Origin of the sequence: Microbacterium resistens NBRC 103078, assembly GCF_001552355.1 — a bacterium.
Taxonomy (GTDB): Bacteria; Actinomycetota; Actinomycetes; order Actinomycetales; family Microbacteriaceae; genus Microbacterium; species Microbacterium resistens.
This window is the reverse complement of sequence record NZ_BCRA01000033.1, coordinates 15,598-34,617: the sequence shown is the minus strand read 5'-3', so window position 1 is coordinate 34,617 and position 19,020 is coordinate 15,598. Positions and strand designations below refer to the sequence as shown.

Annotated in this window: 20 protein-coding genes; 9 read left to right on the top strand and 11 right to left on the bottom strand. The window is 71.1% G+C overall.

Going from position 1 to position 19,020, the window contains the following annotated elements:
* Window positions 1-51 precede the first annotated feature (51 nt).
* Together coaD and MR1_RS07150 are read right to left on the bottom strand one after the other, a co-directional pair.
* Window positions 52-549 (bottom strand): pantetheine-phosphate adenylyltransferase, encoded by a 498-nt coding sequence (coaD, locus tag MR1_RS07155; protein WP_067244459.1) that lies wholly within the window; start codon window positions 547-549, stop codon window positions 52-54.
* Window positions 550-633: 84 nt separating this feature from the next.
* Entirely contained in the window at window positions 634-2,811 is a 2,178-nt protein-coding gene (locus MR1_RS07150) for an ATP-dependent DNA helicase RecG (protein WP_067244457.1), read from the bottom strand.
* 80 nt (window positions 2,812-2,891) lie between these two features.
* Here MR1_RS07150 and rsmD point away from each other — a divergent pair, with 80 nt between their 5' ends.
* Window positions 2,892-3,527 (top strand): 16S rRNA (guanine(966)-N(2))-methyltransferase RsmD, encoded by a 636-nt coding sequence (gene rsmD / locus MR1_RS07145; RefSeq protein ID WP_067244454.1) that lies wholly within the window; start codon window positions 2,892-2,894, stop codon window positions 3,525-3,527.
* Here the strand turns inward: rsmD and thiL are convergent.
* The gene (gene thiL, locus MR1_RS07140) at window positions 3,497-4,510 is read right to left on the bottom strand and encodes a thiamine-phosphate kinase (RefSeq protein ID WP_067244451.1); all 1,014 of its coding nucleotides are present in this window, start codon (window positions 4,508-4,510) and stop codon (window positions 3,497-3,499) included. The two genes, rsmD and thiL, sit on opposite strands and share 31 nt — an antisense overlap.
* A gap of 23 nt (window positions 4,511-4,533) precedes the next feature.
* Between thiL and MR1_RS07135 the strand changes: the two genes are divergently transcribed.
* Complete coding sequence (locus MR1_RS07135) at window positions 4,534-5,058, top strand: hypothetical protein (protein ID WP_067244449.1); 525 nt, start codon at window positions 4,534-4,536, stop codon at window positions 5,056-5,058.
* 42 nt (window positions 5,059-5,100) lie between these two features.
* Here MR1_RS07135 and MR1_RS07130 read toward each other — a convergent pair whose 3' ends face one another.
* The 7 genes from MR1_RS07130 to MR1_RS07100 form a co-directional block, all read right to left on the bottom strand.
* The gene (locus MR1_RS07130; protein WP_067244447.1) at window positions 5,101-6,183 is read right to left on the bottom strand and encodes a D-alanine--D-alanine ligase family protein; all 1,083 of its coding nucleotides are present in this window, start codon (window positions 6,181-6,183) and stop codon (window positions 5,101-5,103) included.
* Entirely contained in the window at window positions 6,083-7,228 is a 1,146-nt protein-coding gene (locus MR1_RS07125; RefSeq protein WP_067244444.1) for an NAD(P)H-dependent glycerol-3-phosphate dehydrogenase, read from the bottom strand. The genes MR1_RS07130 and MR1_RS07125 overlap by 101 nt, the downstream gene beginning before the upstream one ends.
* A complete protein-coding gene (locus MR1_RS07120) occupies window positions 7,218-7,973 on the bottom strand; it encodes a lysophospholipid acyltransferase family protein (RefSeq protein WP_067244442.1) in 756 nt (251 codons plus the stop codon). The genes MR1_RS07125 and MR1_RS07120 overlap by 11 nt, the downstream gene beginning before the upstream one ends.
* 19 nt (window positions 7,974-7,992) lie before the next feature.
* Entirely contained in the window at window positions 7,993-9,360 is a 1,368-nt protein-coding gene (murA, locus tag MR1_RS07115; protein WP_067244440.1) for a UDP-N-acetylglucosamine 1-carboxyvinyltransferase, read from the bottom strand.
* A gap of 78 nt (window positions 9,361-9,438) precedes the next feature.
* Window positions 9,439-10,035 (bottom strand): 3-isopropylmalate dehydratase small subunit, encoded by a 597-nt coding sequence (gene leuD, locus MR1_RS07110; protein WP_067244437.1) that lies wholly within the window; start codon window positions 10,033-10,035, stop codon window positions 9,439-9,441.
* A 3-nt stretch (window positions 10,036-10,038) separates the two neighbouring features.
* Window positions 10,039-11,484, bottom strand: coding sequence for a 3-isopropylmalate dehydratase large subunit (gene leuC, locus MR1_RS07105; protein WP_067244435.1), 1,446 nt, complete (start codon window positions 11,482-11,484; stop codon window positions 10,039-10,041).
* Window positions 11,485-11,641: 157 nt separating this feature from the next.
* A complete protein-coding gene (locus tag MR1_RS07100) occupies window positions 11,642-12,646 on the bottom strand; it encodes a TerC family protein (protein ID WP_067244432.1) in 1,005 nt (334 codons plus the stop codon).
* Between the two features lie 197 nt (window positions 12,647-12,843).
* On the opposite strand from MR1_RS07100, the gene MR1_RS07095 reads away from it, so the two are divergent.
* The 3 genes from MR1_RS07095 (at window position 12,844) to MR1_RS07085 (ending at window position 15,240) form a co-directional block, all read left to right on the top strand.
* A complete protein-coding gene (locus MR1_RS07095; RefSeq protein ID WP_067244504.1) occupies window positions 12,844-13,464 on the top strand; it encodes a TIGR00645 family protein in 621 nt (206 codons plus the stop codon).
* Window positions 13,465-13,567: 103 nt separating this feature from the next.
* Window positions 13,568-14,125 (top strand): RNA polymerase sigma factor, encoded by a 558-nt coding sequence (locus MR1_RS07090; protein ID WP_067244430.1) that lies wholly within the window; start codon window positions 13,568-13,570, stop codon window positions 14,123-14,125.
* On the top strand, window positions 14,122-15,240 hold the full coding sequence (locus MR1_RS07085) for a DUF4349 domain-containing protein (RefSeq protein WP_067244427.1): 1,119 nt from the start codon (window positions 14,122-14,124) through the stop codon (window positions 15,238-15,240). Before MR1_RS07090 ends, MR1_RS07085 begins: the two co-directional genes overlap by 4 nt.
* 48 nt (window positions 15,241-15,288) lie before the next feature.
* Here the strand turns inward: MR1_RS07085 and MR1_RS07080 are convergent, their stop codons facing one another.
* Window positions 15,289-15,729 carry a hypothetical protein gene (locus MR1_RS07080; RefSeq protein WP_067244425.1) on the bottom strand — a complete coding sequence of 147 codons (441 nt, stop codon included), beginning with the start codon at window positions 15,727-15,729 and terminating at the stop codon, window positions 15,289-15,291.
* Between the two features lie 208 nt (window positions 15,730-15,937).
* Here MR1_RS07080 and MR1_RS07075 point away from each other — a divergent pair, with 208 nt between their 5' ends.
* From MR1_RS07075 to MR1_RS07060, 4 genes are all read left to right on the top strand, one after another.
* Window positions 15,938-16,483, top strand: coding sequence for a helix-turn-helix domain-containing protein (locus MR1_RS07075; RefSeq protein ID WP_067244501.1), 546 nt, complete (start codon window positions 15,938-15,940; stop codon window positions 16,481-16,483).
* 1 nt (window position 16,484) lies between these two features.
* Entirely contained in the window at window positions 16,485-17,777 is a 1,293-nt protein-coding gene (locus MR1_RS07070; protein ID WP_067244423.1) for an MFS transporter, read from the top strand.
* Between the two features lie 9 nt (window positions 17,778-17,786).
* A complete protein-coding gene (locus MR1_RS07065) occupies window positions 17,787-18,209 on the top strand; it encodes a nuclear transport factor 2 family protein (RefSeq protein ID WP_067244421.1) in 423 nt (140 codons plus the stop codon).
* Between the two features lie 72 nt (window positions 18,210-18,281).
* Window positions 18,282-19,016 (top strand): response regulator transcription factor, encoded by a 735-nt coding sequence (locus MR1_RS07060; RefSeq protein ID WP_067244419.1) that lies wholly within the window; start codon window positions 18,282-18,284, stop codon window positions 19,014-19,016.
* Window positions 19,017-19,020 lie beyond the last annotated feature (4 nt).

Sequence of the window (19,020 nt, the reverse complement as noted above, 5' to 3'; positions counted from 1 at the left end):
TACCGGCCGCGCGGCGTCCCGGACCGGGAGCCGACGGCGTGCGGGCCGGGGTCAGAGACCGCGTGCGCCGGTGTCCAGGAACCGCGCGACCGGCGCCGGGACGAACGGCGACACGTCGCCGCCGAGCGCCGCCACCTGACGGACCAGCGAGCTGGAGACCAGCGCGTGCGCCGGGTCCGGCAGCAGGAACACGGTCTCGATGTCGGCGAGGTGGCGGTTCACGATGGCCATGGGCGACTCGTACGCCACGTCGACCTGCGAGCGGATGCCCTTGACGAGCACTCCCGCGCCGACATCGCGCGCGTAGTCCACCAGGAGCCCCATGCTCCAGGAGCCGACGATGACCTGGCCGGCGACCCCCGCCTCCGCGATCGACTCCTCCAGGAGCGAGAGCCGCTGGGCCACCGGCAGCATGGCCTGCTTGTCGGGGTTGTGCACGACGAGCACGTGCAGCTCGTCATACAGCGCGGCGGCTCGACGGATGACGTCGAGGTGCCCCAGAGTGGGCGGATCGAAGGAACCCGGGACGACGGCGATCCGGCTGCTCACTTCGACTCCTTCGTTCGGTCAGTGCACCGCATCCGTCCAGCCTAACGGGGTCGTCACCGGTCGTGACGCGTCCTCGCCCCACGCTCAGTTCTTCGCCAGGGCGGCGCGGTCCTCGTCGCTGAGCCGGCGATCGATCGCCTGTCGCAAGCCGGGATGCTGCTGGAGCCCCGGATCCCCGCTGAGGATCTCCTCCGCGATCTGCCTGGCCCGCACGATCAGCTCCTCGTCCTTGATGACGCGGAGGAGCTTGAGGGACGATCGGGCGCCGGACTGCCGCGCCCCGAGGACGTCGCCCTCGCCGCGGAGCTCCAGGTCGACCTCCGCCAGGGCGAATCCGTCCAGCGTCGCCGCGACCGCCTCGACCCGGTCTCGGGCGGGCGTGCCCTGCTCCGCCTCGGTGACGAGCAGGCACAGCCCCGGAACGCTCCCGCGTCCGACGCGGCCGCGGAGCTGATGCAGCTGCGAGACCCCGAAGCGGTCGGCGTCATGGACGATCATGGTCGAGGCGTTCGGCACGTCGACCCCGACCTCGATCACGGTCGTCGCCACGAGCACGTCGATCTCACCGCGGGCGAACGACCGCATCACGGCGTCCTTCTCCTCGGCCGGCATCCGCCCGTGCAGCCCCGCGAGCCGCAGCCGCCCCACGCGGGGATGCGTCTCCAGGGCGGCGAGGAGCTGCACGACGCCCCAGCGCGGGCCCGTCGGCGCCTCGCCCTCGATCTCGGGCTCGGCCTCCCCTGCTTCGACGGTGTCCTTCTCGGTGTCGATCGCAGCGCACACCGCGAACACCTGTCGCCCCTGAGCGACCTCCTCCGCGGCACGCTCCCAGACGCGGGCGAACCAGCCGGGGTGATCGGCCAGCGGTGCCACGTGCGTCTCGATCCCCGCGCGTCCCTCGGGCATGGTGCGGATGACCGACGTGTCCAGGTCGCCGAAGACCGTCATCGCGACCGTCCGCGGGATCGGGGTGGCGGTGAGGACGAGGGCGTGCGGACTCGCTCCCTTGGCGCGAAGCGCCTCGCGCTGCTCGACCCCGAACCGATGCTGCTCGTCGACCACCACGAGGCCGAGGTCCGCGAACGTCGTCTTCTCCCCGAGGAGCGCATGCGTGCCGACCACGATGAGCGCCTGGCCGGAGGCCACCCGGAGGGCGGCCTTGCGTCGTTCGGGTGCGGACATCTGCCCGGTGAGGAGCGTCGGCATCAGCTGCGGCGCCAGCTCCGGTCCGAGCATCTTGGTGATCGATCGCAGATGCTGGGCGGCGAGGACCTCCGTCGGCGCGATCAGCGCCGACTGACCGCCCGACTCGGCCACCTGGAGCATGGCCCGCAGCGCCACGAGCGTCTTGCCCGACCCGACCTCGCCCTGGATCAGACGGTTCATGGGCGCGCCGCCGACGAGATCCCGCTCGATCACCGCGCCGACCGCCTCCTGGTCGGCGGTGAGAGAGAACGGCAACGCGGCGTCGAAGCGCTCCCGCAGTCCTCCGGGCCGCGCCTCACGCCGCGTGGCCGGCAGGCTCCGGACGACGCCCCGCTGCTCGAGCAGCGCCGTCTGCATCGTGAGCGCCTCGTGCATCCGCAGCGTCCGCAGAGCGGGCTCGATCTCGTCCCGCGTCCGCGGCCGGTGCACCTGCTCCAAGGCCGCCCGGGCGTCGAGCAGGTGCTCCTCCCGCCGCAGGTCCTCCGGCAACGGGTCCGGCACGGGACCGAGCTCGTCCAGGACGACGGCGACCATCTTCTCGATCTGCCACGTCGCCAGAGCCGACGTGGCGGGATACAGGGGGATCGGCCGCGTGACGACCTTGTCCGCCTTGGTGCGCGCCTCGAGCTCGTCGTCGAACAGCTCGTACTGCGGATGGGCGAACTGCGTGACGCCCTTGTAACGGCCCACCTTGCCGGAGAAGACGCCCCGGCGCCCCAGACGCAGCTCCTTCTCCCGCCACTCGAGCTGGCCGCGGTGCTTGCCGAAGAACGTGAGCGACATGCGTCCGATGCCGTCGCCGATCGTGACCTCCATCATCGCGCCTCGGCGGTTGCGCATGTCCCGCACGGACACGCTCATCACCTCGGCCACGATGGTGACGGTCTCCCCCACGGGCAGGTCGAGGATCGGCGTCAGCTCGCCCCGGCTCGCATAGCGCCGCGGATAGTGCGACAGCAGATCGGCGACGGTCTGCATCCCGAACGCCTTCTCCAGCGCCTTGGCGTTGGTCGCGCCGACCGCGGCGTCCAGCCGGGTCTCCAGGGTCACGGGCATGTTCCGAGTCTAGGGTCGCGCACCGACACGGATCCGCGGGCCGGGAGGGAGCGCGTCCGGCCGCGGGCTAGGCTCGCCGGGTGACGAGAATCATCGCGGGAGCCGCAGGCGGCCTGCGTCTGGACGTGCCGGCGAGCGGGACCCGCCCCACCAGCGACCGCGTCCGCGAGTCGCTCTTCGCGGCTCTGGAGTCGGCGGATGCGATCGAGGGGGCCCGAGTGCTCGACCTCTACGCCGGCTCCGGCGCGCTGGGCCTGGAGGCGTTGAGCCGTGGCGCGGCGAGCGCGGATCTCGTCGAGCGCTCCCGCCCGGCTGCGGGCGTCGTGCGCCGGAACGCCCAGCGCGTCGCGAAGGCGCTGGGGAGCGCGCGCAGCGCCCCCGCGCGGGTCCACGAGAGCACGGTCCGCGCCTTCCTCTCTCGCGCCGCGGGACCGTACGACCTCGTGTTCACCGATCCGCCATACGACCTCGACGACACGGTCATGACAGCGGATCTCGTGGCCCTCGCGCCCCTGCTCTCGCCGGAGGCCCTCGTCGTCGTGGAACGCGCCAAGCGCGCCGCCCCTCCGGAGCTCGACGCCGCCGGGCTGGTCCTCGTCCGCGAGCGCGCCTACGGGGACACCCGCGTGTGGTGGGCGGAGCCCGCCTCGGACGACGACGCGGGCGACGCGGACGACGAAACGGGTCAGCCCGACGCGGCGTCCCAGTCGCGGTAGGGGTCCCACCCCGCGACGTCGACCGGTTCGTCGTCGCACGTCACCCGGGCCTCCGCCCGCGCCGGGACCACCCGGCCGATCTCCCGGAATCCGGGAGGCAGGGCACCCGGGGGGAACGTGGCGAGCAGGGCGTGGTCCTCGCCGCCGGCCAGCGCACGGTCCGGAGCCGGTCCGAGCGCGTCGCGTCGGAGCTCCAGGGTGACGCCCGAGGCCTCCGCCATCCGACGAGCGTCCAGGGCCAGCCCGTCCGAGACGTCCATCATCGCCGTCGCTCCGGCCATCGCGGCGACCGGCCCCAGTCCCACCGGCGGCGCCGGTCGCAGCTGGGCGTCCACGAGCTCCCGCTCCCCCGGGCCGAGCGAGGCCCCGTCCACCGGGACCGGTTCGCCGCCGCGCCGGAACCGCTGGAACAGGATGGCGAGCCCGGCTCCGGCCGCCCCCGCCTCGCCGGCGAGCGCGACCGTGTCGCCGACGCGGGCGCCCGCCCGCGTCACCGGTGCCCGCCCGTCGAGATCGCCCAGCGCCGTGACCGCGATCGTCAGCACGTCGGACGTCGTGAGATCGCCCCCGACGACGGCGCACCCCGGGGCCAGCGCAGCGCAGGCGTCGCGCAGGCCGTCGGCCAGGCGCTCCACGAACGACACCGTCATCTCCCGGGGGATCGCGAGGGCCACGAGCAGCGCCGTGGGACGGGCACCCATCGCGGCGACATCGGCGAGGTTCACCGCTGCGGCCTTCCACCCCAGGTCGTAGCCGCTCGACCACGCCAGGCGGAAGTCGGGGCCGTGCACCAGGGTGTCGGTCGTCGCGACCACGGATCCGGACGGAGCGGCGAGCACGGCCGCGTCGTCACCGGGACCGATCAGGGCCAGCTCCGCCGCGGGAGTGCGCGCCAGGATCGCGCGCAGCAGCGCGCCCTCGGAGACGTCGGAGATACGGGGGTCGTCGGGATCCGCGGCGGCGGAGCCTGGGAGGCGGGGCATGGCTCCCACGGTAGCCTGGACTCATGCCCCGCCGACTGCTCGCCGCCCTCCTCACGGTCGTCGGCGGAGCAGCCGTCCTCACCGGGTGCTCCTCCACCGTGCACCTGGAGCCGGCCGAAGCGGCGAACGACCCCGCGTGCGCCGAGGTCTCCGTCCGCCTGCAGAACGTCCCCTCGATCGGCGAGCAGGAACGCCGGTGGACCGACGCACAGGCCACCGCGGCCTGGGGCGTTCCCGGACAGCCGTCGGCCGTGCTCCTCGTCTGCGGCCTGCCGAAGGCGCAGCCCACGAGCGAGCTGCAGTGCGTCACCGCGGAGGGCATCGACTGGCTCGTCGACGTCTCCGAGCGGCCCTGGCTGCGCCTGACCACGTACGGGCGGGAGCCCGCCGTCCAGCTCTACGTCAACACGAAGCCGGACGAGCCGAACAAGGGCCTCAGCGCCAACGACGTCGTGGGCAACAAGAGTCTCGCGGCGGCCATCGGGACCATCCCCGCGGAGAACCGCTGCACGGAGCCGGACGCGCTCCAGGACGACGCCCAGGGCTGAACCTGGGCGGCGGGAGCGCCCCCTCTCCCGCCGACGGTCCGATCAGCGACGCAGGCCCGCGTCGATCAGCTCCGAGATCAGCTCCCGGTACGACAGCCCGCTGGCGATCCAGCACTTGGGGAACATCGAGATCGGGGTGAATCCCGGCATCGTGTTCAGCTCGTTGACGACGATCCCGTTCTCCGCCGTGAGGAACATGTCGACACGGGCGAGGCCGCGCCCGTCGACCGCCTCGAACGCACGCACCCCCGCGGCCTGGATCGCGGCGACCTGGTCGCCGTCCAGCTCGGCAGGGCACACCACGTCGACCCCGTCGCCGCCGAGGTACTTCCCCTCGAAGTCGTAGAAGCCCCGGGAGGTCAGCACGATCTCCCCGGGGACCGAGGCCCGCGGGCCCTCGGCGCCTTCCAGGATCGCGACCTCGATCTCCCGTCCGACGACACCGGTCTCGATGAGGACCTTGTCGTCCTCCGCGAACGCCATCGCCAGGGCGTCGTCGAGATCGGCGGCGTTCTCGACCTTGGAGACGCCGACGCTCGAACCCGCGCGGGCGGGCTTCACGAACACGGGGAGTCCGAGCTCCGCCGCCGAGGCACGGACGTCCTCGGGCGCGGCGTCCCACTCCCGGCGGCGCACCGTGACCCACGGCGCCACGGCGATGCCCGCGGCCTGCAGCGCGACCTTCATGAAGTGCTTGTCCATGCACAGCGCCGAATCGAGCACGCCGCCGCCGGCGTACGGGACCTCGAGCGTGTCGAAGAAGCCCTGCAGGGTCCCGTCCTCGCCGTGCGGGCCGTGCAGCAGAGGCAGCACCACGTCGATCTCGCCGAGGTCGTGCGCCTCGCCGCCGGGACGGATCACCCGCAGCGTGCGGATCCCGCCGGGCTCCGGCCACTGCACGCGGGTGCCGTTGTCGACGACCTCCGGCAGGTGTGCGGCGTCCAGAGGGAACTTGTCCGGGTCGTCGTCCTCCAGGACGAACGCGCCCTCCCGAGTGATCCCGACCGGGATCACGTCGAAGCGATCACGATCGATCGCTCGAAGCACCCCTCCCGCCGTTGCGGAACTGATCGAATGCTCGCTGGAGCGCCCGCCGAAGAGCACCACCACCGCCTGCTTGTCCATTCTGGGTCCTCTCCCCCTGAGGGGTGTCGTCGTCGGTGGTCAGATGCGGGGCGATGTCGCGCGGGTCCATGGTGCCGTCCAGCACCATCTTGACCTGCTCGACGATCGGCATCTCCACGCCGGCGGCGCGGGCCAGCTGCAGCACGGGCGCGACGGAGGCGAGTCCTTCGGCCGTCTGCTGCATCTGCTTGACCACGTCCTGGTAGCCGTATCCCTGGCCGAGCAGGCGCCCGGCGGTGTTGTTGCGGCTGAGCGGCGACTGGCAGGTGGCGATGAGGTCGCCGAGCCCCGCCAGGCCCTGCAGCGTCTCGGGCTGAGCGCCGTTCGCGACGGCGAAGTCGGTCATCTCCACGAGCCCGCGGGTGATGATCGACGCCTTCGTGTTCTCGCCGTACCCCACGCCGTCCACGATCCCGATCGCGACGGCGATGAGGTTCTTGAGGACGCCGCCGAACTCCGTGCCGACGACGTCGGTGTTCACGAAGCTGCGGAAGTACCGGTTGCGCGCTGCCCGCGCGACGATGTCCGCCGTCTCCTGGCTGTTCGAGGCGATCACGGCGGCCGTGGGCTGCTCACGGGCGATCTCCAGCGCGAGGTTCGGCCCGCTCGCCACGGCGATGCGGTCGGGATCGCAGCGCAGCTCCTGCTCGATCACCTGGCTCATCCGCAGGCCGCTGCGCCGCTCGACGCCCTTCATCAGGCTCACCACCGGCGCGTCGGAGCCCGCGAGCAGCGGACGCAGCGCCTTGAGGTTCTCCCGCAGCGACTGGCTCGGCACCGACAGGTACACCTGCTCCGCGCCGTCGAGCGCCGCCGAGAGCTCGTGGGTCGCCGTCATCGATCGCGGCAGGTTGATGCCGGACAGGTACTGCGAGTTGCGCTTGGCCTCGGCGATCTCGTGCGCGAGCTCCGGCCGACGGGCCCACATGGTGACCTGCGCCCCGCCGTCGGCGAGGATCTTGCCGAAGGTGGTCCCCCAGCTCCCCGCGCCGATGACGGTCACACGCGGCCCGGCCACGGGCGCGGGCGTCTGCTTACGAGTCAAGGCGACCTGTCTCCCTCTGACCGTGCTCGGACGGGTTCCAGCGCTGCGCAGGAGCCTTCTCGCCGCGGACCTCTTCGAGGAGCGCCGTGATGGCCGCCATCAGACGGTCGGTGGCCTCGGTGAGCGTGCCGCGTTCCCCCGCGCGCTCGCGCAGGTCGGACAGGTCCACCGGATCTCCGACGACCACCTGCACGCGCTTGCGCGGCGGCCACAGGCTCAGCCCCTTGGCGTAGCGGCCCATGATCTCCTGGGTACCCCACTGCACCATCGGGATCAGCGGGATGTCGCCCGCGAGCGCCAGGCGCACCGCACCGGACTTGCCGCGCATCGGCCAGAGGTCCGGATCGCGGGTGAGCGTGCCCTCGGGGTAGACGATCACGCCGCGCCCGTGCTCCACGAGCTCGGCGGACTGCTTCAGGGTCAGCTTGGCGGCGGACGCGGACGAGCTCCGCGCCACGGGGATCATTCCCGTCTTCCGCAGGGCCCAGCCGAGGACCGGGACGCGGAACAGGCTCTCCTTCGCCATGAACCGCGGCGCGCGACCGAGCCGCCACACCGCGACGGCGACGATCAGCGGATCGAACTCCGAGTAGTGGTTCGGAGCGAGGACGAACGCGCCGTCCTTGGGCAGCTTGTCGCGCCCGCGGAACTCCAGCTTCGCAGCGAACGACACGAAGGGGACGACGAACACCGCCAGCAGCCAGAACAGGCTGGGGCGGGTCTTCTCCCGAGAGGCTCTGCCCATGTCCTTCGAGGCCCTCCGCTCAGCCGACGACGTCGAAGTCGGCCCCCAGGGCGTCCAGCTTGCTGATGAACTTCTCGTAGCCGCGGCTGAGGATGTCCACCCCCGACACGGTGGACTCGCCCGACGCCGTCAGCGCGGCGATCACGTGGCTGTACCCGCCGCGGAGGTCCGGGACGACGATGTCGGCGCCGTGCAGCGGCGTCGGCCCGGTGATGACCGCCGCCTGCTCCAGGGCACGGCGCGCCACCCGGCGAGGCCCGTCCTGCAGCCCGTGGGGGTGCACGACGATGTCGGCGCCCATCTTGACCAGCGCGTCGGTGAAGCCCATGCGGTTCTCGTACACCGTCTCGTGCACGATGGAGCGGCCGTGCGCCTGGGTCAGCGCGACGACGAGCGGCTGCTGCCAGTCCGTCATGAACCCGGGGTGCACGTCGGTCTCCACGACGACGGGGCGCAGCTCGCCCTCGCGGCGGAAGAGGATGCCGTCCTCCTGGACGTCGAACCAGCCGCCGGCCTTGCGGAACACGTTGAGGAACGTGAGCATCTCCTGCTGACGGGCGCCGCCGACGAAGATCTCGCCGTCGGTCGCGAGGGCCGCGGACGCCCAGGACGCGGCCTCGTTGCGGTCGAAGATGGAGCGGTGGTCGTAGCCGCGGAGCGTGGGCACGCCCTCGATGAGGATGACGCGGTTGGGCTCGTAGGAGATGATCGCGCCCATCTTCTGCAGCACGGCGATCAGGTCCATGATCTCCGGCTCGATGGCGGCGTTGCGCAGCTCGGTCGTGCCCTCGGCGCGCACCGCCGTCAGCAGCACCTGCTCCGTGGCGCCGACGCTCGGGTACGGCAGGTGGATGTTCGCGCCGCGCAGCCCGTGCGGCGCGGACAGGCGGATGCCGCTCGGCAGCTTCTCCACGACCGCGCCGAACTTGCGCAGCGCGTCGAGGTGGAAGTCGATCGGCCGGTCGCCGATGCGGCAGCCGCCGAGGTCGGGGATGAACGCCTGGCCGAGACGGTGCAGCAGCGGGCCGCAGAACAGGATCGGGATGCGCGACGCGCCGGCGTGGGCGTCGATCTCCTCCATGTGCGCCGACTCGACCCCGCTCGGGTCGAACGTCAGCGAGCCCGGCTCATCCCCGACCGCCACGCGGACGCCGTGCACCTCCAGCAGCGAGCGGACGACCGCCACGTCGCTGAGGTCCGGCACATCGCGCAGCGTGCTGGGGGTCTCGCCGAGGAGCGTCGCGACCATGGCCTTGGTGGCCAGGTTCTTCGCGCCCTTGACGTCCACGCGACCGCGCAGGGGCCGCCCGCCGCGGATCGCCAGCACGTCACCGGTGAGCGAGGGTACCGAACCGACGGAGGTGGTGTCGTGCAGCGGTGTCGTCATTCCCTGGGCCTCTTCTTCTTCACGCGGAGCGCGGCCGGAGCCGCCGGGGCGGAGGTGCCCCCGGCCCACGCTCCCCGCTCAGCGAACGGGCAGGGTCCGTGGCCGCCACGACTCGCGGCGGGCCTCGAACTGCGCGATCTTGTCTTCGTTGCGCAGGGTGAGCCCGATGTCATCGAGCCCTTCGAGGAGCCGCCATCTAGTGTAATCGTCGATGCCGATGGAGGCCTGGAAGTCGCCGATCACGGCGGTGCGCTCGACGAGGTCGACCGTGATCTCGCGACCGGGCTCCTCGTCGATCAGCGCCCAGATCCGCTCGATGTCGGCCTCGTCGACGGTCGCGGCCAGAAGGCCCTGCTTGCCCGAGTTGCCCCGGAAGATGTCGGCGAACCGGGGGCTCAGGACGACCTTGAAGCCGTAGTCGCGCAGCGCCCAGACCGCATGCTCACGACTGGAGCCGGTGCCGAAATCGGGCCCCGCGACGAGGACGGACGCCTTCGCGAACGGCTCCTGGTTGAGGACGAACTCCGGATCCTGCCGCCAGGCGTGGAACAGGGCGTCGTCGAACCCGGTCTTGGTGACGCGCTTGAGGAACACGGCCGGGATGATCTGGTCGGTGTCGACGTTGGAGCGCTTCAGCGGAGCGGCGACGCCGGTGTGCGTGGTGAACTTCTCCATGATTCAGGCCTCCTGCTCGACCAGGTCGCTCGGGCTGGACAGGGTGCCGCGCACCGCGGTGGCGGCGGCGACGAGCGGCGACACGAGGTGCGTGCGCCCGCCCTTGCCCTGCCTGCCCTCGAAGTTGCGGTTGGAAGTGGAGGCGCAGCGCTCGCCCGGGGCGAGCTGATCGGGGTTCATGCCCAGGCACATCGAGCAGCCGGCGAACCGCCATTCGCCGCCGAACTCCTCGACGATCTTGTCGATCCCTTCGGCCTCGGCCTCCAGGCGGACGCGGGCCGAGCCCGGGACGACCATCACCCGGACGCCCTCGGCCTTCTGCTTGCCCTTGATGATGGACGCGAAGGCCCGCAGGTCCTCGATCCGGCTGTTCGTGCAGGAACCCATGAAGACCGCGTCGACCTTCACGTCCTTCAGCGGCGTCCCGGGCGCCAGGTCCATGTACTCCAGGGCCCGCTCGGCGGCGGCGCGCTCGTTCGGGTCCTCGATCGCGGACGGATCCGGGACGGACGAGGACAGGGAGCTGCCCTGGCCCGGGTTGGTCCCCCAGGTCACGAACGGCTCCAGCGCGTCCGCGTCGATGAAGACCTCCGCGTCGAACTCGGCGCCCTCGTCCGTCGGGAGCGTCCGCCAATAGGCGACGGCGTCGTCCCAGTCCTGCCCCTGCGGGGCATGCGGCTTGCCCTTCACGTACGCGAAGGTCGTCTCGTCCGGAGCCACCATGCCGGCGCGGGCACCCGCCTCGATCGACATGTTGCAGATCGTCATGCGGCCTTCCATCGACAGCGCGCGGATGGCGCTGCCCCGGTACTCCAGGACGTAGCCCTGCCCGCCGCCGGTGCCGATCTTGGCGATCACGGCGAGGATGATGTCCTTCGCCGTGACCCCGGGGCGCAGCGTCCCCTCGACGTTGATCGCCATCGTCTTGAACGGCTTCAGCGGCAGGGTCTGGGTCGCCATGACGTGCTCGACCTCGCTGGTGCCGATCCCGAACGCCATGGCGCCGAACGCGCCGTGCGTCGAGGTGTGCGAGTCGCCGCAGACGACGGTGATGCCGGGCATCGTCAGGCCGAGCTGCGGCCCGACGACGTGCACGATGCCCTGCTCGGCATCGCCCAGCGAGTGCAGGCGCACGCCGAACTCCTCGGCGTTGCGGCGCAGGGTCTCGATCTGCGTGCGGCTGGTGAGGTCGGCGATGGGCTTGTCGATCGCCAGGGTCGGGGTGTTGTGGTCCTCGGTCGCGATCGTGAGGTCGAGGCGCCGGAGCGGCCGCCCCTCCGTGCGCAGCCCGTCGAAGGCCTGCGGGCTCGTGACCTCGTGCACCAGGTGCAGGTCGATGTAGATGAGGTCCGGCTCGCCGTTCTCGCCCTTGACCACGAGGTGGTCGTCCCAGACCTTCTCGGCCAGGGTGCGGGGGCGCGTCGGCGCGGTCGTCGCGTCGTTGGTCATGTGTCGCTGTCTCCTGTTGTCGGCGTATGGCCAGAGCGGACTCCGCGACGAGGATGGCCTAGCTGATCGAGGTCTCGTCGCGGCTGCTAAGGAGAAGCGCCGGCGCCTGCATGCCGGTCAGTTTACACCGGCACGCAGGCGCCTCGGACCGCGGACGTCACTCCGTGACGGCGAGGTCCCGCTTCTCCTGCTTCTTGTCACGCGAGGACGCGATGAGGCTCGCCACGGTCGCCACGGCCATGGAGGCGAAGATCACGCCGAGGGAGACCCAGTTGTTGATGTCCGGCGCCCACTCGATCGGGTGGCCGCCGTTGATGAACGGCAGCTCGTTGTGGTTCATGGCGTGCAGGATCAGCTTGATGCCGATGAAGCCCAGGATGAACGCGACGCCGTAGTGCAGGTAGCGCAGCTTCTCCAGCAGGTCGCCGAGCAGGAAGTAGAGCTGGCGCAGACCCATCAGCGCGAACAGGTTCGCGGTGAAGACGAGGAACGGGTTCTGCGTGACGCCGTAGATCGCGGGGATCGAGTCGACCGCGAACATCAGATCGGTCACACCGATGGAGACGAACACGATGAGCATCGGGGTGAACATCTTCTTGCCGTCCACGACCGTGCGGAGCTTGGCCCCGTCGTAGTTGTCGCTGATGTCGATCCCGCGGCGGAGCATCCGGATGATGAAGTTCTCCGTCTGCTCGTCGTCCTCGTGCTTCTCCGGCATCGCCTGGCGGATGGCCGTGAAGATGAGGAACGCCCCGAAGAGATAGAAGATCGGGCTCAGGTGCTCGACCGCCGCGCCGACGATGAGGATGAAGATCGCCCGCAGCACCAGGGCGATGATGATCCCCACCATCAGCACCTCCTGCTGATAGCGCCGAGGCACCGAGAACTGCGTCATGATCAGCACGAAGACGAACAGGTTGTCGATGGAGAGGCTGTACTCCATCGCCCACCCGGTGAGGAAGTCGACCGAGTCCTTGGTGTCCCCCATGAGGAACAGGAGCCCGGCGAAGATCAGCGCGAGGGTGACGTAGAAGGTGACCCAGAGGGCCGATTCCTTCGTGGAAGGGATATGGGGCCGCTTCAGGATGAGCAGCAGGTCTCCGACGAGGATCAGCGTCAGCACGATCAGCGACGTGACCTCGAACCAGACAGGGATGTCCACGGGCGCGATGCACCTTTCGAAAGGGTCGGTCAAGAGCCGAAAGTCTCTCCCCCGCACCGGAGTGCGTCGCGCGTCCGGAGCAGCGATGACGATGCTCGTGATGACGACCGCGCGGAAGCGGGATACTCCCTCTCGCCTGAACATCGTACCGGACCGAGCGTCGTGCACCGGCCGCCGCTCGTGGTGAAATGGTCGGCGTGACAGAGACGCCGAACGCCGAAGCGCCGCTCGAGACCACAGACCGCAACCCCTGGGCGCGCGCCATCGCCTCGCTCATCTTCGTCAGCAGATGGCTCCAGGCGCCGCTGTACCTCGGGCTGATCGTCGCGCAGGCGGTCTACGTCGTGGTGTTCATGATCGAGCTGTGGCACCTCGTCGAGAAGGTGTTCGCCGGCAAGGAGCTCGTCGAGTCCGAGATCATGCTGGCCGTCCTCGGCCTCATTGACGTGGTCATGATCGCGAACCTACTCATCATGGTGATCATCGGCGGCTACGAGACCTTCGTCTCGCGGATCCACGTGGACGGCCACCCGGATCAGCCCGAGTGGCTCTCCCACGTCAACGCGAACGTGCTGAAGGTCAAGCTCGCGATGGCCATCATCGGCATCTCGTCGATCCACCTGCTGAAGACCTTCATCGAGGTGGGCGGGATGACCGAGAACGGCACCGTCCACAGCGGGGACAAGTACACCCCCGTCGGCGTGCTGTGGCAGGTCGTCATCCACATGGTGTTCATCGTCTCCGCGCTCGCGCTCGCCTGGATCGACCGGATGTCGTCCCACACCGCTGCCAAGCCGGCCGCCCCCGCGGCGCACTGAGCCGGACACGATCCGGCACCGATCCGCACCGGTCCCGATCCGGATCTGAGACGATTCCCGCACACGCGACACTTCCCGGTGAGAGACACCGAACGGAGCGGGAATGACAGAGGCGACGGACGACCAGGCACTGGTCGCGCGAGCGGCCGAAGGTAGCGAGCACGCGTTCCGCGCGCTGTATCGCGCCTACGTGCGGCCGGTGTACTGGATCGCCCACGGCATCCTCGGATCCCCGGCGGATGCCGAGGACGTGGTCCAGGAGACGTTCGTCGTCGCGTGGCGCAAGCTCCCGGGACTCGTCCTCGCCGGCGACTCCGTGCTGCCCTGGCTCGCCACGATCTGCCGGTTCCAGGCGGCCAACCGTCTGCGCCGGCGGATCCGAGACGAGTCCCGGACGCAGGACGGCCTGGACGAGACCCTGCCCGCGACCGTGGACGTGGAGCAGCAGGTCATCAGCGCCGAGCTGGCGGATCGGATCACCCGCGAGCTCGCGGGGATGAGCGAGCTCGACCGCGAGATCTTCCGCCTCTGCGCCGCCGAGGGCTATGCCTACCAGGCCGCCGCCGACGAGCTCGGGGTCGGCCACGCCGTCGTCCGCAACCGTCTCTCCCGCGTGCGCACCCGCCTGCGCGGAGCCGTGACCGGAACGGAACCCGCATGAACGCCCAGACCCCCGACATCACCCTTCCCGACCTCCCGGACGACAGCGTCGCGCGCATCGAGGAGGCGGTGTTCGAGCGGATCGCCGACGAGCGGACCGCGGACCGGAAGAAGGCCGAACGCTCCCAATCCCGCCGTCGCCGAGGCTGGCTCACCGCCGGGGGGATCGCTGCGGCCTTCGTGGTCGGCGTGATGGTCACCCCCGCCGTCGTGAACGGTCTCGGCGGCGCGTCGGGCTCGTTCGCGACCTCGGTGGCCGAGGACTCCGGCGGCGCGCCCGCGCCGGAGAGCGCCGGCGGCGGGGTCACCTACGACACCGAAGCACAGAGCGACGCCGGCTCGGCCGTCAAGGGCGCGGATCCCGGTGCGCCCGCCGAGCGCGAGATCATCCAGACGGGATCCGCCACGGTCCGGGTGGACGACATCCGCGCGGCCGCCGAGACCCTCTCGACCCTCGCCGAGAAGCACGGCGGGTTCGTCGAGAGCCAGGACATCGGCGCGGGCGGCGACCCGGCCGCCGACGGCGACCGGGCGGCGCCGAGCGAACCGGCCCTTCCCCGCGGCGACGACTACGGCTGGCTCACCGTGCGCGTGCCCGCGGCGGACCTCGCCGCCCTGATGGACGAGCTGGGATCCCTCGGCGAGGTGACCGCCACGTCCGTCGGCAAGAGCGATGTGACCGCCGTCGCCGTGGACCTTCGCGCCCGGATCGATTCCTCGCGGGCGTCCGTGCAGCGCCTCACCGAGCTCATGGCGCAGGCGGGTTCCGTCGCCGACCTGCTGGCCGCCGAGACCGCTCTCACCGACCGCCAGGCGCAACTGGAGGGATACGAGCAGCAGCTCAAGGATCTCGAGACGCAGGTCGACATGTCCACGCTGTCCGTCTCGCTCACCCGGACGGCGGATCCCGTGAAGGCGGACCCGGCCGGATTCGGCGACGGACTCGCCGCGGGCTGGACCGGGCTCATCGCCACCCTCAACGGTCTCGTGGTCGCCCTCGGGTTCCTGCTGCCGTGGCTGGTGATCGCCGGAGCCGCCGCCCTCGTCGTCTGGGGAGTGATCCGCCTCCGCCGGCGTCGTCACCCGGCCCGCGCGGAGACGGTCGACCGCGCCTGATCCGACGCGACGCCCGCCGATCCCCGATCGGCGGGCGTCGTCGTGCGGTCAGCTCACGGCGCGGCGGACCAGGTCCGTGACCCGCTCCTCGACCTCCGGCGTCCACGAGCGCACCGCGAACCCGACCGGCCACATGTCGCCGTCGTCGAGCGCGGCGCGATCCTCGAACCCGATCGTCGCGTAGCGGGTGTTGAACTTCTTCGCGGGCGAGAGGAAGACGACGATCTTGCCCTCGCCGTTGGCGAACCCAGGCATCCCGTAGTAGGTCTTCGGCACGAGATCGGGCGCCACGGAGGAGACCACCCGGTACAGACCGTCGCCGAGCACCCTGTCCTCGGGCTCCAGGGCGTCGATGGCCTCCTTCACCGCCTTCTCGCCCGCGGCACGGTTCTTCCCCGCCTTCTCCTGCTCGCGCAGCTCCTTCGCGCGCTGCTTGACCGCCTCGCGCTCCTCCTTGCTCAGCCCCGCAGAAGCCTCGTCCTTGGCCATGTCTCCTCCGTCATCATCGTGTCCGTGGCCCGGGCGCTCCCGCCCGGTACGGATCCGAGGCTACGCGGATCCCCACGGCGTCACTTCTCGGTTCCTGATCGATCTCCCCGGATCCTGAACGCGTGGGTGAGAATGCGCCTGTTCCCTGATTTTCCGGGGTATACAAGAACTCTTGTCGAATTCGGATCCCCGCCCTACCGTGGTCGGCGTGGAACAGATCTCCGTCATCACCGCCGTGCACCACCCGCTCCGGCGACGCATCGTCGACCACCTCGTGCTCCACGACACGGCGCAGGTCACCGTGCTGGCACGGCGCCTCGACGCACAGGTCGGCAGCATCAGCCACCACCTGAGGATGCTGGAACGCGCCGGGGTCGTGGAGCGCGCAGAGGCGCCCGACGGCGACCGGCGTGCCAGCTGGTGGCGCCTGGCCCGACGCGGCTTCACCTGGTCCGCCGACGATTTCGCCGACTCCCCCGCCGACGCGCTCCTGGCCCGAGAGGCCGAACGGCAGAACATCCGCGCGCAGATCGAGCGACTGCAGCGCGCTCGGCGACGACCGTCGGCCGAGACCCCCGGCTACGACGCCTTCAGCACGGACACCCTCGCATGGGCGACCCCGGGCGAACTGGCGGCCCTCGGAGACCGCATCAACGCGGTGGTCCGCGACTGGGCACACGACATCGACCGAGGAGACGGCAGGGAGCGCATCCCGGTCTTCTTCTTCGCACACGGATTCCCCACGGAGGGCTGAGATGACGACCGCACCCCAGCCGCGCCTTCTGCGCGAGCCGCCGCCCTTCCGAAGGGACCGCATGGTCCAGTCGTGGCTGGTCGTCAAAGCGCTCTCCGACGCCGGTGACGCCGTGTGGACCATCGCGGTGGCCTGGACGGCCGTGCAGATCGCCTCACCGGCCGTCGCCGGGCTCGTCATCGCCGCCGGGACGGTGCCGCGCGCGGTGATCCTTATCCTGGGCGGGGCCGTCGCGGACCGGGCGGACGCCCGGCGGATGATGCTGCTGTTCAACGGGATCCGCGTGGCCGTGCTGGTCGGAGCGGCGCTCTGGGCGTTGTCCTCCGCGCCGACGGTCGGGCTGCTCCTCGTCGCGACGGTGGCGTTCGGGATCTGCGACGCCTTCTACGAGCCCGCCGCGGGGACCATGCCGCGCCGGCTCGTCCGGACCGCCGACCTGCCCGCCTATTCGGCGCTCAGCCAGACGCTGGGCCGCCTGGGAACGATGGCCGGCGCCGCCGTCGGGGGCCTCCTCGTCGCCCTGTTCGGGATCGGCGGGAGCGCAGCGATCGACGCGGTGACGTTCACCGTCGTGATCGCCTTCCTCGCCCTCTGGCTGCGTGCGCGCTTCGCGCTGCCGCGGTCCTCGGACGGAGAGTCGGTGCTGCGCGGGGTCGCCCGCGGCTTCGGCCATCTCCGGCGCGAGCCCGCCACGCGCACGCTCGTCCTGTCGTTGTCCGGGCTCAACCTCGCCGTCGGCCCCGCCCTCGCCATCGGCCTCGCCCTCCAGGCGCATGCCCACGGCTGGGGCGCCGGAGCCGTGGGGCTCTTCGAGGCGCTCGTCGGCGGCGGTGCGCTGGCCGGTGCGCTCGCCGTGGTGCGATTCCGTCCCCGCCGCGAGGCGGTCGCCGCGTTCCGCGCCCTCATCGCGCAGGGGGCGGCGATCGCGGTCCTCGGGATCGGCTCCCCGGTCGCGATCGGCGCGGCGTGTCTCGTGATCGGACTCACCGCGGGGTACGCGTCCGTCCTGCTGGGCGCGACGTTCGCGGCGACCGTCGCGCCGGACTATCTCGGTCGCATGTCGTCGGTGACCCGACTCGGCGACGACGTCCTCATGCCCGTCGCGATGGCCGGCTTCGGCGCTCTCGCGTCCGCCCTCCCCCTCTGGATGCCGTTCGCCCTCTACGGTGCGTCACTCGCGCTGATCATGGTCCTCCCGCTGCGCACCCCCGCGCTGCGGGCCATCGCGCTGCGGGAGGAGAGCCGCGCCGAGGCCGCGGCGGACGCTGTTGAGGACCGACCAAGCGCTCGATAGAGTGCGCGGATGAGGATCACCGACGTCGAGGACCGGCTCTCGCTGCGCGATCTCGTCGAGAGCTACGCGCGCTGCGCGGACGAGCGGGCGGGCGCGGAGCTCGCCGCCCTGTTCCTCCCGGACGGCGTCCTGCGCGCTCCGGATGGGACGCACACCGGACGGGCCGAGATCGCCACCGCCATCGCGCGCTTGGACCGCTTCGTCGAGACGTTCCACTTCCTCGGGAACCACCGCTCCGTCCTCCTCGGCGACGAGGCGACCGGGGAGACCTCCTGCACCGCGCACCATCTCCTGTCGAACGAGGACGGGCATGTCGACCTCACGCTGCTCATCCGCTATCACGATCGCTTCCGCCGGACAGCACAGGGATGGCGATTCGCCGAGCGCGAGATCCGCGTCGCGTGGAGCGAGCGGCACCCCGTACGCCGCTAGCGGCCCGGGCCGAGAGCGTCTTCACCCCTAGGGGTGAAGACAGGCAGCCCGCTCCCCCGTACCGTGGGGACCATGTCACCAGGGGGTTCCTCGCGCCGCTCGGACGAACCGTCGGCCGATCCGGATGCGACCGCGCTCCGCGTCGCCCTGGTGAACGACTACGAGGTGGTCGCGCACGGTCTCGCCGGGATGATGCGCGCCTATCAGGACGTGATCCAGGTCGTCGAGCTGGATCTGAACACACCCGTGGCGGACGAGGTCGACATCGCCCTGTACGACACGTTCGCATCCACGCAGGGTGACCGCGAGGACGTCCACGAGCTGTCCGCGAACCCGCGAGTCGGCCGCGTGGTGGTGTACTCGTGGGTCCTCGACGAATCCGTGATCCGCGCCGCCATCACCAACGGCGCGGGAGGCTACGTCTCCAAGGGCGTCACCGCGGCACAACTCGTCACCGCGTTGCGGGAGATCCATGCAGGGCGATCACAGGTCTGGGTCGACGGACGGAGCGCACCCGCTCCCACGGGCGGGGACTGGCCCGGCCGGGAGGAGGGCCTCACCGCTCGCGAGTCCGAGATCCTCGCGCTCATCACGCAGGGCTTCTCCAACGCCGACATCGCCGAGCGCACCCGCCTCTCGATCAACTCCGTGAAGACCTTCATCCGGTCCGCGTACCGTCGGATCGGCGCGCGCTCGCGTACCGAGGCAGTGCTGTGGGGCGTCGAACACGGCTTCCGACCGGACCGTCGCCGCGTGCGCGAGCCCGAGCTCCCCGCTCCCGCGGAAGAGTCCCGCGGACAGGTGTAGGACG

Coding starts and splice junctions, on each gene's coding strand:
- MR1_RS07135 (WP_067244449.1), top strand. CDS start 4,534: ATGCCCCGCCGACTGCTCGCCGCCCTCCTCACGGTCGTCGGCGGAGCA.
- leuC (WP_067244435.1), bottom strand. CDS start 11,484: ATGACCAACGACGCGACGACCGCGCCGACGCGCCCCCGCACCCTGGCC.
- MR1_RS07130 (WP_067244447.1), bottom strand. CDS start 6,183: ATGGACAAGCAGGCGGTGGTGGTGCTCTTCGGCGGGCGCTCCAGCGAG.
- murA (WP_067244440.1), bottom strand. CDS start 9,360: ATGACGACACCGCTGCACGACACCACCTCCGTCGGTTCGGTACCCTCG.
- MR1_RS07060 (WP_067244419.1), top strand. CDS start 18,282: ATGTCACCAGGGGGTTCCTCGCGCCGCTCGGACGAACCGTCGGCCGAT.
- MR1_RS07080 (WP_067244425.1), bottom strand. CDS start 15,729: ATGGCCAAGGACGAGGCTTCTGCGGGGCTGAGCAAGGAGGAGCGCGAG.
- MR1_RS07090 (WP_067244430.1), top strand. CDS start 13,568: ATGACAGAGGCGACGGACGACCAGGCACTGGTCGCGCGAGCGGCCGAA.
- MR1_RS07120 (WP_067244442.1), bottom strand. CDS start 7,973: ATGGGCAGAGCCTCTCGGGAGAAGACCCGCCCCAGCCTGTTCTGGCTG.
- MR1_RS07150 (WP_067244457.1), bottom strand. CDS start 2,811: ATGCCCGTGACCCTGGAGACCCGGCTGGACGCCGCGGTCGGCGCGACC.
- MR1_RS07085 (WP_067244427.1), top strand. CDS start 14,122: ATGAACGCCCAGACCCCCGACATCACCCTTCCCGACCTCCCGGACGAC.
- thiL (WP_067244451.1), bottom strand. CDS start 4,510: ATGCCCCGCCTCCCAGGCTCCGCCGCCGCGGATCCCGACGACCCCCGT.
- MR1_RS07065 (WP_067244421.1), top strand. CDS start 17,787: ATGAGGATCACCGACGTCGAGGACCGGCTCTCGCTGCGCGATCTCGTC.
- MR1_RS07070 (WP_067244423.1), top strand. CDS start 16,485: ATGACGACCGCACCCCAGCCGCGCCTTCTGCGCGAGCCGCCGCCCTTC.
- leuD (WP_067244437.1), bottom strand. CDS start 10,035: ATGGAGAAGTTCACCACGCACACCGGCGTCGCCGCTCCGCTGAAGCGC.